This is a genomic window from Pseudomonas thivervalensis (genome assembly GCF_001269655.1).
In the GTDB taxonomy this organism is placed as follows: Bacteria; Pseudomonadota; Gammaproteobacteria; order Pseudomonadales; family Pseudomonadaceae; genus Aquipseudomonas; species Aquipseudomonas thivervalensis.
Window position 1 is genome coordinate 484,213 of record NZ_LHVE01000001.1, and the last position, 15,405, is coordinate 499,617.

12 protein-coding genes and 1 pseudogene are annotated in these 15,405 nt (G+C 62.9%); all 13 read left to right on the top strand.

Annotated features, from left to right (window positions below):
* Window positions 1-40: 40 nt before the first annotated feature.
* The 13 genes and pseudogenes from AD659_RS02035 (at window position 41) to AD659_RS30430 (ending at window position 15,193) form a co-directional block, all read left to right on the top strand.
* Window positions 41-1,540 (top strand): bifunctional ADP-dependent NAD(P)H-hydrate dehydratase/NAD(P)H-hydrate epimerase, encoded by a 1,500-nt coding sequence (locus AD659_RS02035; RefSeq protein WP_053117892.1) that lies wholly within the window; start codon window positions 41-43, stop codon window positions 1,538-1,540.
* A complete protein-coding gene (tsaE, locus tag AD659_RS02040) occupies window positions 1,528-1,995 on the top strand; it encodes a tRNA (adenosine(37)-N6)-threonylcarbamoyltransferase complex ATPase subunit type 1 TsaE (protein ID WP_053117894.1) in 468 nt (155 codons plus the stop codon). The genes AD659_RS02035 and tsaE overlap by 13 nt, the downstream gene beginning before the upstream one ends.
* Window positions 1,996-1,998: 3 nt before the next feature.
* Window positions 1,999-3,429 (top strand): N-acetylmuramoyl-L-alanine amidase, encoded by a 1,431-nt coding sequence (locus tag AD659_RS02045; RefSeq protein ID WP_053117896.1) that lies wholly within the window; start codon window positions 1,999-2,001, stop codon window positions 3,427-3,429.
* Window positions 3,426-5,339 carry a DNA mismatch repair endonuclease MutL gene (mutL, locus tag AD659_RS02050; protein WP_053117898.1) on the top strand — a complete coding sequence of 638 codons (1,914 nt, stop codon included), beginning with the start codon at window positions 3,426-3,428 and terminating at the stop codon, window positions 5,337-5,339. Before AD659_RS02045 ends, mutL begins: the two co-directional genes overlap by 4 nt.
* Entirely contained in the window at window positions 5,339-6,310 is a 972-nt protein-coding gene (miaA, locus tag AD659_RS02055) for a tRNA (adenosine(37)-N6)-dimethylallyltransferase MiaA (RefSeq protein WP_053117900.1), read from the top strand. Before mutL ends, miaA begins: the two co-directional genes overlap by 1 nt.
* A gap of 90 nt (window positions 6,311-6,400) precedes the next feature.
* Window positions 6,401-6,661, top strand: a complete 261-nt coding sequence (hfq, locus tag AD659_RS02060) for an RNA chaperone Hfq (protein WP_053117902.1) — start codon at window positions 6,401-6,403, stop codon at window positions 6,659-6,661.
* A 12-nt stretch (window positions 6,662-6,673) separates the two neighbouring features.
* Window positions 6,674-7,975, top strand: a complete 1,302-nt coding sequence (hflX, locus tag AD659_RS02065; RefSeq protein WP_053117904.1) for a ribosome rescue GTPase HflX — start codon at window positions 6,674-6,676, stop codon at window positions 7,973-7,975.
* Window positions 7,976-8,060: 85 nt separating this feature from the next.
* Entirely contained in the window at window positions 8,061-9,233 is a 1,173-nt protein-coding gene (hflK, locus tag AD659_RS02070) for an FtsH protease activity modulator HflK (RefSeq protein WP_053117906.1), read from the top strand.
* Window positions 9,233-10,102, top strand: coding sequence for a protease modulator HflC (gene hflC, locus AD659_RS02075; RefSeq protein ID WP_053117908.1), 870 nt, complete (start codon window positions 9,233-9,235; stop codon window positions 10,100-10,102). The genes hflK and hflC overlap by 1 nt, the downstream gene beginning before the upstream one ends.
* 471 nt (window positions 10,103-10,573) lie before the next feature.
* Window positions 10,574-11,761 carry an ATP phosphoribosyltransferase regulatory subunit gene (locus tag AD659_RS02080; protein ID WP_014336307.1) on the top strand — a complete coding sequence of 396 codons (1,188 nt, stop codon included), beginning with the start codon at window positions 10,574-10,576 and terminating at the stop codon, window positions 11,759-11,761.
* 54 nt (window positions 11,762-11,815) lie between these two features.
* Entirely contained in the window at window positions 11,816-13,108 is a 1,293-nt protein-coding gene (locus AD659_RS02085; RefSeq protein WP_053117910.1) for an adenylosuccinate synthase, read from the top strand.
* Window positions 13,109-14,233: 1,125 nt separating this feature from the next.
* Window positions 14,234-14,287 (top strand): annotated as a pseudogene (locus AD659_RS30425) (hypothetical protein); the annotation flags it as partial.
* A gap of 201 nt (window positions 14,288-14,488) precedes the next feature.
* On the top strand, window positions 14,489-15,193 hold the full coding sequence (locus AD659_RS30430; protein WP_419242252.1) for a methyl-accepting chemotaxis protein: 705 nt from the start codon (window positions 14,489-14,491) through the stop codon (window positions 15,191-15,193).
* Window positions 15,194-15,405: the final 212 nt, after the last annotated feature.

Consider the following 15,405-nt stretch of genomic DNA (forward strand, 5'->3'; position numbering starts at 1 on the left):
GATGCGTATAATTCTGCCAGACATCGGAGCCCGAAGACGCATGCCGCACACTAAAGATGATTTTCCCGACGCGCTGTACAGCGCCGCGCAGGTCCGGGCCCTCGACGCGCAACTGATCGCCGCAGGTACTGCCGGCTTCGAATTGATGCAGCGCGCTGCCCGCGCCACCTGGCGAGCGATCGCCCGACGCTGGCCGCAAGCCACTGAATTGACCGTGCTGGCTGGCCATGGCAACAACGCCGGCGATGGCTACCTGGTCGCGACCCTGGCCCGGCGCGCTGGCTGGTCGGTGCGGGTGCTGGCGGTGGGCGAGCCCCGGCGATTGCAGGGAGACGCCGCCAATGCCCATGCCGAGGCCGTGGCCGTCGGTGTACCGGTGGAACCCTGGGCGGACGATTGTGAATTGCGCGGCGTGTTGCTCGACGCGCTGCTCGGCACGGGGATGAGTGGCGAAGTACGTGAGCCTTATGTCCAGGCGATCGATACCATTAATGTCAGTGGCCTGCCGGTCGTCGCGGTGGATATCCCTTCAGGGTTGTGTGCCGACACCGGTCGGGTGCTGGGGACCGCCGTGACGGCTGACCTGACGGTGACCTTCATCGGCCTGAAACTTGGCCTGTTCACCGGCGATGCGGCGGATCGGGTGGGGGAGTTATTGTTCAACGACCTGCACGCCGATCCTGACCTTGTTGAAGCGGCGCCGGCCAATGCCCGATTGCTCCTACCTCATAATCTGCCGCGTCTGACGCCTCGCGCGCCCACTTCCCACAAAGGCAAGTTCGGTCATGTGCTGTTGATCGGCGGCGACCGAGGCTTCGGCGGTGCGATCCAGATGAGTGCCGAAAGCGCCCTGCGTTGTGGCGCGGGCATGGTTTCGATGGCGACCCGCAGCGAGCATGTGTCGGCCGCGCTGATGCGTTTGCCGGAGGTGATGGTGCAGGGCACCCACTCGGCGAACCAATTGATGGGCTTGCTCCAACAGGCCAGCGTGCTGGTGGTCGGACCGGGCCTGGGCCAGGCCGCCTGGGGGCGCAGCCTGCTGTCGGCGGCGGCCAATGCGCCACTGCCGCACGTGTGGGATGCCGATGCGCTGAACCTGCTGAGCGCCGGCGATGTCCGTCTGCCTGAGCATTGCGTCATCACCCCGCACCCGGGCGAGGCGGCGCGCCTGCTGGACATATCCACCGTCCAGGTGCAGGCCGATCGTCCGGCGGCGGCCCATGCCTTGAGCCAGAAATACACCGCCACGGTGATCCTCAAGGGCGCCGGCAGCCTGATCGCCAGCCCGGACGGTCGCCTGGCGGTTTGCAGCGAGGGCCACCCGGCCATGGCCACCGCGGGCCTGGGGGATGTGCTGGCCGGTGTGGTCGGTGCGTTGCTGGCCCAGGGCATGGAAAGCTTCGAGGCCGCGTGCCTGGCGGTCTGGCTGCATGCCAATGCCGGTGCCCAGGTGGGTCGCTCAGGTCGGGGATTGGCGGCGACCGATCTGATCCCGGCCATTCGTCAGTTGTTGGAGGAGCATTCACCGTGTCTGAAGTAACCCTGTACGTGGCGGACGAACAAGCCATGACACAATTTGGTGCCCGCGTCGCGCAGATCACCGCCGGTCACGGCCTGATTTTTCTCGAAGGCGACCTTGGCGCGGGGAAAACCACCTTGTCCCGTGGCATCATCCGTGGCCTCGGGCACGTCGGCTCGGTCAAGAGTCCCACGTTCACCCTGGTCGAGCCGTATGAGATCGGCGACATCCGTGCCTTCCATTTCGACCTGTATCGACTGGTGGATCCTGAGGAGCTGGAATTCCTCGGCATCCGCGATTATTTCGAAGATGACGCCTTGTGCCTGATCGAATGGCCCCAGAAGGGTGCAGGCTTTTTGCCAAAGCCCGACCTGACCATTACCATTGGCGCGCAGAACGGCGGGCGTTCGCTGAAACTGACGCCGCAGGGCTCCCGTGGCGAGTCGTGGTGTGCCGCATTGGCATTGGAAAACTAATTGATGATGGGGTTTGGTATGCGCTTTCGCGCGGTGGTTGCTGTCGTAGGACTGTTGCTTACGGCACTGGCCGTCGATGCTGTGGCCGAGACAAAGGTCAACAGCGTTCGCCTCTGGCGGGCGCCGGACAACACACGGCTGGTGTTCGACTTGACGGGGCCGGTGCAGCACAGCGTATTCACCCTGACCGCCCCGGATCGCCTGGTGATCGACATCAACGGTGCATCCCTGGGCGCGCCGCTGAACGTCGCCACCGCCAACACGCCGATCACCGCGATGCGCTCGGCCCAGCGTACGCCGACCGACCTGCGGGTGGTCATCGACTTGAAGAAGGCGGTGACCCCGAAAAGCTTCACCCTGGCCCCCAACGCCCAGTACGGCAACCGGCTGGTGGTGGACCTGTTCGACAACCCGGCCGATGCCGAGCCACCGCCCCCGCCGCCGACCAATGTCGCCACGGTGCCCGCGGTGCCGGTGACTCCGACCGAGCCTGCGCTCAAGCTGCCACCGGCACCGGCCGGCAAGCGCGACATCATCGTGGTGATCGACGCCGGTCATGGCGGCGAAGACCCGGGAGCCTCGGGCTCGCGCGGGCAACGTGAAAAGGACGTGGTGCTGTCCATCGCTCGTGAATTGCAGCGCCAGGTCAACGGCATGAAAGGCTTCCGCGCCGAACTGACCCGCACCGGCGACTACTTCATTCCTTTGCGCGGTCGCACCGAAATCGCCCGCAAGAAAGGCGCCGACCTGTTCGTCTCCATCCACGCCGACGCCGCCCCTTCGGCAGCGGCGTTCGGGGCCTCGGTGTTTGCCCTGTCCGACCGTGGTGCGACGTCCGAGACCGCACGCTGGCTGGCCGACACCGAAAACCGTTCCGACCTGATCGGCGGTGCCGGCAATGTCAGCCTCGACGACAAGGACCGGATGCTCGCCGGTGTGTTGCTGGATTTGTCGATGACCGCCTCGTTGACCTCCAGCCTGAACGTCGGCCAGAAAGTCTTGAGCAACATCGGCCGCGTCACGCCGCTGCACAAGCAACGCGTCGAGCAGGCCGGGTTCATGGTGCTCAAGTCGCCGGACATCCCGTCGATCCTGGTGGAAACCGGGTTCATTTCCAATGCCAACGAAGCCTCGAAGCTGTCGACATCGAGCCACCAGCAGGCCCTGGCCCGCTCCATCAGCAGCGGTGTGCGGCAGTTCTTCCAGCAGAACCCACCACCGGGCACCTACATCGCCTGGTTGCGGGACTCCGGCAAGATCGCCCAGGGGCCGCGGGATCACCGAGTCAACCCTGGCGAAACCCTGGCGATGATTGCCGTGCGCTACCAGGTGTCGCCCGCCACCTTGCGCAGCGCCAACAATCTCAAGAGCGACGAGCTCAAGATCGGCCAGACCCTGACCATTCCGGGCAACGAAGTGGCGGCCAAGCAATGAGTGACGAAGTGATCGGCAGCACCGCCCGCATCGAACTGCTCAGCCCCCGGCTGGCGAACCAGATCGCCGCCGGTGAAGTGGTCGAGCGTCCGGCGTCGGTCATCAAAGAACTGCTGGAGAACAGCCTCGACTCCGGGGCCCGGCGCATCGATGTGGATGTCGAGCAGGGTGGCGTCAAGCTGCTGCGGGTGCGCGACGACGGTGGCGGTATTTCTTCCGATGACTTGCCGCTGGCCCTGGCGCGTCACGCCACCAGCAAGATCCGTGACCTGGAAGACCTCGAACGGGTCATGAGCCTGGGCTTCCGTGGCGAGGCGCTGGCGTCCATCAGTTCGGTGTCGCGCCTGACCCTCACCTCTCGCACCCGCGACGCCGAGCAGGCCTGGCAGGTCGAGACCGAAGGCCGTGACATGGCCTCTCGCGTCCAGCCTGCGGCCCATCCGGTGGGCACCTCGGTGGAAGTGCGCGATTTGTTCTTCAACACCCCGGCCCGGCGCAAGTTTCTCAAGGCCGAGAAGACTGAATTCGATCACCTGCAAGAAGTCATCAAGCGCCTGGCCTTGGCGCGTTTTGACGTGGCGTTCCATTTGCGCCACAACGGCAAAACCATCCTCAGCCTGCACGAGGCCCACGACGATGCCGCCCGCGCCCGACGCGTGGGCGCGGTGTGCGGTGCGGGTTTCCTGGAGCAGGCCTTGCCTATCGAGGTGGAGCGCAATGGCCTGCACCTGTGGGGCTGGGTCGGTTTGCCAACGTTCTCTCGCAGCCAGGCGGATTTGCAGTATTTCTACGTGAACGGTCGGGCGGTGCGCGACAAGCTGGTGGCCCACGCGGTGCGCCAGGCCTACCGCGATGTACTGTTCAATGGCCGGCATCCGACCTTCGTGCTGTTTTTTGAAGTCGATCCGGCGGTGGTAGACGTCAACGTGCACCCGACCAAGCATGAGGTGCGTTTCCGTGATGGGCGCATGGTGCATGATTTCCTCTACGGCACCTTGCACCGCGCCCTGGGCGATGTGCGCCCGGAAGACCAGCTGGCGGCTCCGGCGGCAGTGGCCGGCATGGTCCGGCCAACGGGGCTGGAAGCGGGCGAATTCGGCCCCCAGGGCGAAATGCGCCTGGCGGCCAACGCACTGCTGGAGCAACCCCAGCCCCAGCCGAGCTACAACACGGCAGGCAGCGGCGCCGGCAGTGGCTATCAGTATCAATACACCCCGCGCCCACAATCCAACGTGCCGGCAGCCGAGGCTCAGGCGGCCTATCGCGAATTCTTCAAGCCGCTGCCGGAAGCTGGCGCGGCGGCCATGCCCGACGGCCAGGGCGATATCCCGCCGCTGGGCTATGCCCTGGCGCAGCTCAAGGGCATTTATATCCTCTCGGAAAACGCCCAGGGCCTGGTCCTGGTGGACATGCACGCCGCCCATGAGCGGATCATGTACGAGCGGCTGAAAATCGCCATGGCCAGCGAAGGCCTGAGCGGCCAGCCGTTGCTGGTGCCCGAATCCCTGGCGGTCAGCCAGCGCGAAGCCGATTGCGCCGAAGAACACGTGGCCTGGTTCCAGCGGCTGGGCTTCGAGCTGCAACGCCTGGGCCCGGAAACCCTGGCGATCCGCCAGATCCCAGCCTTGTTGAAGCAGGCCGAGGCCAATCGCCTGGTCAGCGATGTGCTGGCAGACTTGATGGAATATGGCACCAGCGACCGGATCCAGGCGCACCTGAACGAACTGCTCGGCACCATGGCCTGCCATGGCGCGATCCGCGCCAACCGGCGCCTGGCCCTGGCGGAAATGAACGGCCTGCTGCGGGACATGGAAAACACCGAGCGCAGCGGTCAATGCAACCATGGCCGGCCGACCTGGACCCAACTGGGCCTGGACGACCTGGACAAACTGTTCCTGCGCGGTCGTTGATGAGCCAGTTGCCCCCCGCGATTTTCCTGATGGGCCCGACCGCCGCCGGCAAGACCGACCTGGCGATCGAATTGACCAAGGTCCTGCCCTGCGAGTTGATCAGCGTCGATTCGGCTTTGGTCTACCGGGGCATGGACATCGGTACCGCCAAGCCGTCAAAAGAACTGTTGGCCGAATTTCCCCATCGCCTGATCGATATCCTCGACCCGGCCGAGGCTTATTCGGCCGCCGAGTTCCGCCGGGACGCGCTCCAGGCCATGGCCGAGATCACCGCGCGGGGCAAGATTCCGCTGCTGGTGGGCGGCACGATGCTGTACTACAAGGCTCTGGTCGACGGGCTGGCGGACATGCCAGCGGCCGATCCAGACGTGCGCGCGCAAATCGAAGAAGAGGCTGCACGCCTTGGCTGGCAGGCCCTGCACGAACAATTGGCGGTCATCGACCCGGAATCGGCGGCGCGTATTCACCCTAATGACCCGCAGCGACTCAGCCGAGCCCTGGAGGTTTATCGGGTCAGCGGCCAGAGCATGACCGCCCTGCGCCAGCGACAATCTGCGCAAAGTACTGAAGCAGCCGCTTCGGGAATGCAACAATTGCCCTATACTGTCGCGAATCTGGCCATCGCTCCGGCGGACCGGCAAGTGCTGCATCGGCGAATTGAACAAAGATTCACATTAATGTTGGAACAGGGGTTCATAGACGAGGTCGTAGCCCTGCGTGAGCGAAGTGACCTGCATGCCGGGTTGCCGTCTATACGTGCGGTAGGTTATCGACAGGTCTGGGATTACCTGGACGGCAAGCTGACGTCAGCCGAGATGCGGGAGCGTGGGATCATTGCCACGCGCCAATTGGCGAAACGCCAGTTCACCTGGCTGCGCAGCTGGACTGATCTGCATTGGCTCGACAGTCTCGATTGCGACAATCTGCCACGCGCCTTGAAATACCTCGGGACCATCTCCATATTGAGCTGAGTCCTTGCAATTGCCGTCTATCCTTGGGGGTGTGACGGCCCAAGCCATCTGATCCGAATTTTATTATTGATCCTTAAAGGAGTGCGGCACATGTCAAAAGGGCATTCGCTACAAGACCCTTACTTGAACACTTTACGTAAAGAGAAAGTTGGGGTGTCCATCTATCTGGTCAACGGGATCAAGCTGCAAGGCCAAATCGAGTCTTTCGACCAGTTTGTCATCCTTCTGAAGAACACCGTCAGCCAGATGGTCTACAAACACGCGATCTCGACAGTGGTGCCCGTTCGTACAATTCGTCTGCCTAGCGCAACCGAATCCGAAGGCGGCGACGCTGAACCGGGTAACGCCTGATAGGAGCCTCCTTTGTTCTTTGAGCGCCACGGTGGTGGTGAACGGGCCATTCTCGTTCACTTGGATGGACAGGACCCTGAGGCGCGCGAAGATCCGCAGGAGTTTCAGGAATTGGCACTTTCGGCCGGCGCCGAGACCGTCGCGTTTTTCAACGTGCCGCGTCATCGGCCAACCGCCAAGTTCCTGATCGGCAGTGGCAAGGTCGAGGAGTTGCGCGACCTGGTCAAGGCCGAACAGGTTGATCTGGTGATTTTCAATCACATCCTCACGCCCAGTCAGGAACGTAACCTCGAACGCGTCTTCGAGTGCCGCGTGATCGATCGCACGGGGCTGATCCTCGATATCTTCGCCCAGCGCGCCCGCACCCATGAAGGCAAGCTCCAGGTCGAACTGGCCCAGCTTGAGCACATGAGTACGCGGTTGGTTCGCGGCTGGACTCACCTTGAGCGGCAGAAAGGCGGTATCGGCCTGCGCGGCCCGGGTGAAACCCAGCTGGAAACCGACCGGCGCCTGTTGCGGGTTCGCCTGCGCCAGATCAAGGGGCGGTTGGAAAAGGTCCGCAGCCAGCGCGAGCAGTCGCGACGTGGCCGCAAGCGCGCGGATATCCCGACGGTTTCTCTGGTGGGCTATACCAACGCCGGCAAATCGACCCTGTTCAACAACGTCACCCAATCCGACGTCTACGCCGCCGACCAGTTGTTCGCCACGCTCGACCCGACCCTGCGCCGGCTCGACCTGGACGACCTCGGTCCGATCGTGCTGGCCGACACCGTGGGTTTCATCCGCCACTTGCCGCATAAACTGGTCGAGGCTTTCCGGGCTACGCTCGAAGAGTCGAGCAACTCCGACCTGCTGCTGCACGTGATCGATGCCGCCGAGCCGGACCGGATGCTGCAGATCGAGCAGGTGATGGTGGTGCTGGGCGAGATCGGAGCCCAGGACTTGCCGATCCTCGAGGTATACAACAAACTCGATTTGCTCGAAGGCGTGGAGCCGCAGATCCAGCGCGATGCCGATGGCAAGCCGCAACGGGTCTGGCTGTCGGCCCGCGATGGCACTGGCCTGGACCTGCTCAAGCAGGCCGTGGCCGAGCTGTTGGGCAACGATCTGTTTGTCGGCACACTGAAGTTGCCGCAACGTTTCGCCCGGCTGCGAGCGCAGTTTTTCGAGTTGGGGGCCGTGCAAAAAGAAGAACACGACGAAGAAGGTGTCTGCCTGCTGGCTGTTCGCCTGCCTCGGTCGGAGCTCAATCGGCTGGTCAGCCGCGAAGGGCTGCAACCGATGGAATTCATCGAGCAACACACTTTGCAATAAAAGCCTGAGAAAGCGGTGTCAGGCATTCTGTAGCATTGGTCGGCGCGCCGTGGGTGCGTCTTTGCTTTATCAGATGGAGAGCGCTATGGCTTGGAATGAGCCGGGTGGCAACTCGAATAATCAGGATCCTTGGGGTGGCAAGCGTCGTAACAACGGCGACCGCAAGGGGCCACCGGATCTCGACGAGGCCTTCCGAAAGCTGCAGGAAAGCCTGAACGGTTTGTTCGGTGGTGGTAAAAAACGCGGTGACGAGGGCGGCGGTCGCCCGGGCAAGGGCGGCGGGTTCGGCCTGCTCGGCATCGGTCTCTTCGTGTTGGCGGCTGTCTGGCTGTACAGTGCGGTCTATGTCGTGGACGAGCAGGAGCAGGCCGTCGTGCTGCGTTTCGGCAAGTACTACGAGACGGTTGGTCCGGGCCTGAACATCTATTTCCCGCCGATCGACCAGAAGTACATGGAGAACGTCACGCGTGAGCGGGCGTACACCAAGCAGGGCCAGATGCTGACCGAAGACGAGAACATCGTCGAGGTGCCGCTGACCGTGCAATACAAGATCACCAACCTGCAGGACTTCGTGCTGAACGTCGACCAGCCGGAAATCAGCCTGCAGCACGCGACCGAAAGTGCCTTGCGCCATGTGGTGGGTTCCACCGCCATGGACCAGGTGCTGACCGAAGGTCGTGAACTGATGGCCAGCGAAATCAAGGAGCGCCTGCAGCGGTTCCTCGATACCTATCGCACCGGTATCACCGTCACCCAAGTCAACGTCCAGAGCGCAGCGGCACCGCGTGAGGTCCAGGAAGCCTTCGACGACGTGATCCGTGCCCGTGAAGACGAGCAGCGTTCGCGCAACCAGGCCGAAACCTATGCCAACGGCGTCGTGCCGGAAGCCCGTGGCCAGGCCCAGCGCATCATCGAGGACGCCAACGGTTACCGTGATGAAGTGGTCTCCCGCGCCAAGGGTGAGGCCGATCGCTTCACCAAGCTGGTGGCCGAGTATCGCAAGGCCCCTGAAGTGACCCGCCAGCGTCTGTACCTGGACACCATGCAGGAAGTCTTCAGCAACACCAGCAAGGTCCTCGTGACCGGCAACAAGAACGGCCAGAGCAATCTGCTGTACCTGCCGCTGGACAAGATGGTCGAGAGCGGTCGCAACACCAGTACGCCACCGGCCAGTTCGTCGGCGGCCAGCAATGAGGCCAGCACCCGTGCGGCGGCGGACCTGCAACAACAGCAAGCACGTACCAGGGAGAGTCGCTGATGAGCAATAAATCGCTGATCGCCCTTATTGTCGGTGTCGTCGTGGCGATCGCTGCCTGGAACTGCTTCTACATCGTGGCTCAGACCGAGCGCGCGGTGTTGCTGCAATTCGGTCGCGTGGTCCAGGCTGATGTCCAGCCGGGGCTGCACGTGAAGGTGCCGTACGTCAACAAGGTGCGCAAGTTCGACGCTCGCCTGATGACGTTGGATGCGCCGACGCAACGCTTCCTGACACTGGAAAAGAAAGCCGTGATGGTGGACGCCTACGCCAAGTGGCGCGTGAAGGATGCCGAGCGCTTCTACACCGCGACTTCTGGTCTCAAGCAGATCGCCGACGAGCGTCTGTCCCGTCGTCTGGAATCGGGCTTGCGTGACCAGTTCGGTAAGCGCACGTTGCATGAAGTCGTGTCCGGTGAGCGTGATGCGCTCATGGCCGACATCACCCGTTCGCTGAATGCGATGGCGGAAAAAGAGCTGGGTATCGAAGTGGTCGATGTCCGGGTCAAGGCCATCGACCTGCCGAAGGAAGTGAACCGCAGCGTGTTCGAGCGCATGAGCACCGAGCGTGAGCGTGAAGCTCGCGAGCACCGCGCCAAGGGTAACGAGCTGGCCGAAGGCATCCGTGCCGACGCCGATCGCCAACGACGCGTGTTGCTGGCCGAAGCCTATCGTGAATCGGAAGAGGTCCGGGGTGATGGTGATGCCCAGGCCGCTTCGATCTACGCCAAGGCCTATGGTCAGGACCAGGAGTTCTACGCGTTCTACCGTAGCCTGCGTGCCTACCGTGAAAGCTTCGCGAACAAATCCGACGTCCTGGTCCTGGACCCAAGCAGCGACTTCTTCCACTACCTGGAAAAGTCCAAGCCTTGATGCGACGTTGACCTGAAACACTCCGCCCGGCGGCTAAAGCGTCGGGCGGGGTGATCCTTTGGGAAAACGTGTGTATGATGCGGCAGCCGGGAAATTCCCGGCTTTTTTGCGTCTGCACGTTCGATTGCGGTTTATAGGTGCAGGCGTCGGGTTGAACGACTCGACAGGTTTTTCGAGGGAAGTGCCGGGCGAGGCTGGAGTGCTGCTCATTTAAAGCGTTGGAGTCTGTGGCGAGGGAGCTTGCTCCCGCTTGAGTGCGAAGCACTCACAGGAATGGGACCGCTTCGCGGCCGAGCGGGAGCAAGCTCCCTCGCCACAGTGATTCAGCCGCTTTAGGTGAACGGCATGACGCCATTCGTCACGTCGCTCTTGCGCGTTTTTTGCCTAAGTTGCGCGCCTGGCGCAGGCATTTTCTGCTTCACTCAAGGCCAGCCCGAAAGCTGGCCGCCCGGACCATAGGGGAATGGCGTAATGGCAACGGTAGACCGCTGGCTGCTGCCAGATGGCATCGAAGAAGTACTGCCACCGGAAGCTGCGCGTATCGAAGTAGCGCGTCGGCAGGTGTTGGATCTGTTCCAGAGCTGGGGTTACGAGTTCGTCGTCACCCCGCATATCGAGTACCTGGAATCCCTGCTCACCGGCGCGGGCCAGGACCTGGATCTGCGCACCTTCAAGGTTATCGATCCGCAGTCGGGCCGGCAGATGGGCTTTCGTGCCGACATCACGCCGCAAGTGGCGCGCATCGACGCCCACACCCTGCGCCGCGAAGGTCCGAGCCGGCTGTGCTACGCCGGCAGCGTACTGCATGCCCAGCCGCGGGCCTTGTCATCCTCGCGCAGCCCGATCCAGCTGGGCGCCGAGTTGTATGGCGATGCCAGCCCGAGCAGCGACGTGGAAGTCATCAGCCTGATGTTGGCCATGCTGCAACTGGCTGACGTGCCGGATGTCCACATGGACCTGGGGCATGTCGGCATCTATCGCGGCCTGGCCCGTGCGGCCGGTTTGTCCGGCGAAGTGGAGCAGCAGCTGTTCGATGCCCTGCAGCGCAAGGCCATTGATGAAGTCATCAGCCTGACCGAAGGCCTGCCGGCCGATCTGTCGGGCATGCTGCGGGCGCTGGTGGACCTGTGCGGCGGGCGTGAAGTATTGGCCGCTGCCCGTGAACGCCTGGCTCAGGCACCGGCGCCGGTATTGGCGGCGCTGGACGATTTGCTGGCGATTGCCGAGCGTCTGTCGGTGCGCTTTCCCGAGTTGCCGCTGTATTTCGACCTGGGCGAGTTGCGCGGTTATCACTATCACACCGGTGTCGTGTTTGCCGTGTTCGTGCCGGGCGTGGGCCAGTCCATCGCCCAGGGCGGCCGTTACGATGACATCGGCGCCGACTTCGGTCGCGCCCGTCCGGCGACCGGTTTCTCTACCGATTTGAAAACCCTGGTGACCCTGGGGCGTGCTGAAGTCGAGCTACCGTCTGGCGGTATCTGGATGCCTGACAGTACGGATGCGGCACTCTGGCAGGCGGTCTGCCAGTTGCGCAGTGAGGGTCAGCGTGTCGTCCAGGCCTTGCCTGGGCAGCCTTTGGCCGCCGCCCGTGAAGCGGACTGCGACCGGCAATTGATTCAGCAGAACGGGCTTTGGCAAGTATTGCCGCTGGCTTCTTGAGTTTTCCTGCCGGCTGAAGCCGGCACCAAGTTTGCGCGAATGAGGACAAGTGTTATGGGTAAGAATGTCGTAGTCCTGGGCACCCAATGGGGTGATGAGGGCAAAGGCAAGATCGTTGATCTGCTGACCGAACATGCTGCCGCCGTAGTGCGCTACCAGGGTGGCCACAACGCAGGCCACACCTTGGTGATCGACGGTGAGAAAACCGTCCTGCACCTGATTCCTTCGGGCGTGCTGCGCGAAGGCGTCCAGTGCCTGATCGGCAACGGTGTGGTGGTTGCGCCCGACGCCTTGCTGCGGGAAATCATCAAGCTGGAAGAAAAAGGCGTACCGGTGCGTGAGCGCCTGCGTATCAGCCCGTCCTGCCCGCTGATCCTGTCCTACCACGTTGCGCTGGACCAGGCCCGTGAAAAGGCTCGTGGCGAGCTGAAGATCGGCACCACCGGTCGCGGCATCGGCCCGGCCTACGAAGACAAGGTGGCCCGTCGTGGCCTGCGCATCGGTGACCTGTTCCACCGTGAGCGTTTCGCCGCCAAGCTGGGCGAGTTGCTGGACTACCACAACTTCGTCCTGGTCAATTACTACAAAGAACCGGCCATCGACTTCCAGAAGACCCTGGACGAGTGCATGGAATACGCCGAGCTGCTCAAGCCGATGATGCTCGACGTCACCGCCGAGCTGCACGAGCTGCGTCGCGCCGGCAAGGACATCATGTTCGAAGGTGCCCAGGGTTCGCTGCTGGACATCGACCACGGTACCTACCCGTACGTCACCAGCTCCAACACCACCGCCGGCGGCATCGCCACCGGTTCGGGTTTCGGCCCGATGTACCTGGACTACATCCTGGGCATCACCAAGGCCTACACCACCCGCGTCGGTTCGGGTCCGTTCCCGACTGAGCTGTTCGATGACGTCGGTGCCTTCCTGGCCAAGCGTGGCCACGAGTTCGGTGCCACCACCGGTCGTGCCCGCCGTTGCGGCTGGTTCGATGCGGTCATCCTGCGTCGCGCCATCGACGTCAACAGCATCTCGGGCCTGTGCCTGACCAAGCTGGACGTGCTGGACGGCCTGGAAACCATCAACATCTGCGTGGGCTACAAGAACCAGGACGGCGCCGTCATCGACGCACCGACCGACGCCGACAGCTACATCGGCCTGGAGCCGGTGTACGAGCAGATGCCAGGCTGGACCGAATCGACCGTGGGCGCCAAGACCCTGGAAGAGCTGCCGATGGCTGCGCGCAACTACATCAAGCGCGTCGAAGAGTTGGTCGGTGCGCCGATCGACATTATTTCGACGGGGCCGGACCGCAACGAAACCATCGTTCTGCGTCATCCGTTTGCCTGATAAGCCGTTGATGTAAAACACAAAGGGCCCTCGTTGGGGCCCTTTGTCGTTTCTGCCTGTCGGGCGGCACGACACTTGCTATGCAACTCCATTAAGGCACCGCTTTCACGAGTGCCATCAAATTAATGGCGTTTGGTAGAGGGATTTCACGTGTCGGCCGTTCTCTCACTGTTACAAAGCCGTTTATTGCGGCCTGTGTTCGTTACCCTGGGTATCGCCCTTTTGGTGCAGGTGCTGGTGGCCGTTGCGCTGACTCGAAGCACCGTCACGGCGCTGGAAGCCGACCTCGGTGCGCGCTTGGGGGCGGACAGCCAGAAGCTTTCCGCCGAGCTGGAGCAGGCCGGGCGCGAAGTCACGTCGAGCCTGGACAGCCTGTCCGCCAATACCCGCCAGCGGCTGAATGCCGGTCTGTCCGCTCGCCTGAAGGACGAGCAGGCACAGTTGCGTGGGACATTGGAGAAAGACTTGAGGGATTCCGCCAATGATATGGCGCAACTCCTGGCTTCCGTCGCACCGCGCGCCATGTGGGACAACGACGTGCCCACCCTCTCTGAATTCGCCCGTCGAGCCCAGCGCAATCCCAATGTGCTGTTTGTCATCTATGACGACGCCGCGGGTGAGCACCTGACGCGCTACCTGAACCGGGAAAACCCGATCAACAAGGCGCTGCTGGAAAAAGGCAAAGGTGAGCGGGCGTTGGACAAGGTGTTGGACGCGGCGAAGAACGATCCGTCGGTGTATTACCTCGAGGCCTCGATCAACCCCAATGGCGTAGAGATCGGCAAAGTCTTGATGGGGGTTTCCACGGCTTCCGTTGAAACCGACCTGAAGGCGCTGGACCAGCGCTTCTCGGCCTTGATCGCCAGCAGCGACCAATTGGTCGGCGACAGCCTCAAAGGGGCGGCGGCTGACAGTGCCACCGCCATGCGCGGTCGCCTGGAGTCGGCCCAGGCTACGGCTACGCAGATGCAAACCAATACCGCCTCCACTGTTCAAGAGGCCGCAGGCACTTTGCGCTGGCGCATCGGCCTGGGCCTTGCGCTGGTGGGCTTCGGCGTACTGGCGCTGCTGGCCGTGGTGCTGGGGCGTCGAGTGGTCAATCGCTTGAAACTGTTGATCGCGGCCATGAACGACCTGGCGGCAGGCGAGGGTGACCTGACCAAGCGTGTGCAAATCAGCAGCAAGGACGAAATCGGCGACATGGCCTCGGCGGTCAATCGCTTTGTGGATAAGTTGCAGCCCATCGTGCGTGAGGCGGGTGACGTGGCCCAGCGTACTGGTGTGGAAATCGGCGCGATGACCTTGCGCAATTCCGGAGCCGACGCGGCGGCTGGGATGCAACGAGATGAAGTGGCCGAGAGCCTGCGTGCGCTGTCGCAAATGGCTGATGAAGCGCAATCGGAAAGTCAGGCCATGCAGGCGGCGCTGCAGCAAGTGGTGGAAATCCGCCAGGCCACTGATGAAAACACGCGGACTTCGGCCAAGGTCGGCGGCTTGATCGAGGCATTGGCCGGTCAGGTAGACACCGGGGCGAAAGTGATCGAGCGGCTGGCGCAGCAGAGCGAACAGATTGAAGTGGTGCTGACGGTGATTCATGGCATCGCCGAGCAGACCAACTTGCTGGCCTTGAACGCGGCCATCGAGGCGGCGCGGGCCGGGGAAACCGGTCGCGGCTTTGCCGTGGTGGCGGACGAGGTGCGGGCGTTGGCGAGCAAGACCCAAAGCTCCACGGGTGATATCCAGGCGCACATTGTGGCCTTGCAGCAGGGCGCTCGCGAGGCGGTGGCCGCCATCGGCCAGGCGGGGCGTCAGGCCAGTGAAGGCTTGCTGGTATTGCGTGACAGCGCGCGATTGCAGCAGTCGGTGCAGGCCTCTGTGGAGCAGGTGCACGCGGCTATTGGTCTGGCGACTCAGGCGGCGGCCCATCAGGCTCAGGGTGCGCAAGCGGTGCGTGGACGGGTGGAGACCATCCATGCCCAGGCTGAGAGGGCGGCTCAGGCTGTGGTTGAGACCACGGCCAGCGGTAAGGTGCTGGACGGCTTGGCGGCGCAGTTGAAGGCAAGTTTAGGGCAGTTCAGGGCTTAGCGTTGTTTGGGCTGGCGTAATCGCGAGCAGGTCTGTGATGAGGTCTGTAGGAGCTGGCGAAGCCTGCGATCTTTTGATCTTTCGCTCGCGATTCAATTGTCTGGGGAAAGATCGCAGCCTCGTTGCACTCGGCAGCTCCTACGGTTCGTGTTTGGCGGGAGGGAGGAGGTAAAGGGGGCAGAAACGCAAAAACCCGCTTTCGCGGGTTTCTG

Coding starts and splice junctions, on each gene's coding strand:
- miaA (WP_053117900.1), top strand. CDS start 5,339: ATGAGCCAGTTGCCCCCCGCGATTTTCCTGATGGGCCCGACCGCCGCC.
- hflC (WP_053117908.1), top strand. CDS start 9,233: ATGAGCAATAAATCGCTGATCGCCCTTATTGTCGGTGTCGTCGTGGCG.
- AD659_RS02085 (WP_053117910.1), top strand. CDS start 11,816: ATGGGTAAGAATGTCGTAGTCCTGGGCACCCAATGGGGTGATGAGGGC.
- AD659_RS02080 (WP_014336307.1), top strand. CDS start 10,574: ATGGCAACGGTAGACCGCTGGCTGCTGCCAGATGGCATCGAAGAAGTA.
- AD659_RS02035 (WP_053117892.1), top strand. CDS start 41: ATGCCGCACACTAAAGATGATTTTCCCGACGCGCTGTACAGCGCCGCG.
- AD659_RS30430 (WP_419242252.1), top strand. CDS start 14,489: ATGGCTGATGAAGCGCAATCGGAAAGTCAGGCCATGCAGGCGGCGCTG.
- mutL (WP_053117898.1), top strand. CDS start 3,426: ATGAGTGACGAAGTGATCGGCAGCACCGCCCGCATCGAACTGCTCAGC.
- AD659_RS02045 (WP_053117896.1), top strand. CDS start 1,999: ATGATGGGGTTTGGTATGCGCTTTCGCGCGGTGGTTGCTGTCGTAGGA.
- hflK (WP_053117906.1), top strand. CDS start 8,061: ATGGCTTGGAATGAGCCGGGTGGCAACTCGAATAATCAGGATCCTTGG.
- hfq (WP_053117902.1), top strand. CDS start 6,401: ATGTCAAAAGGGCATTCGCTACAAGACCCTTACTTGAACACTTTACGT.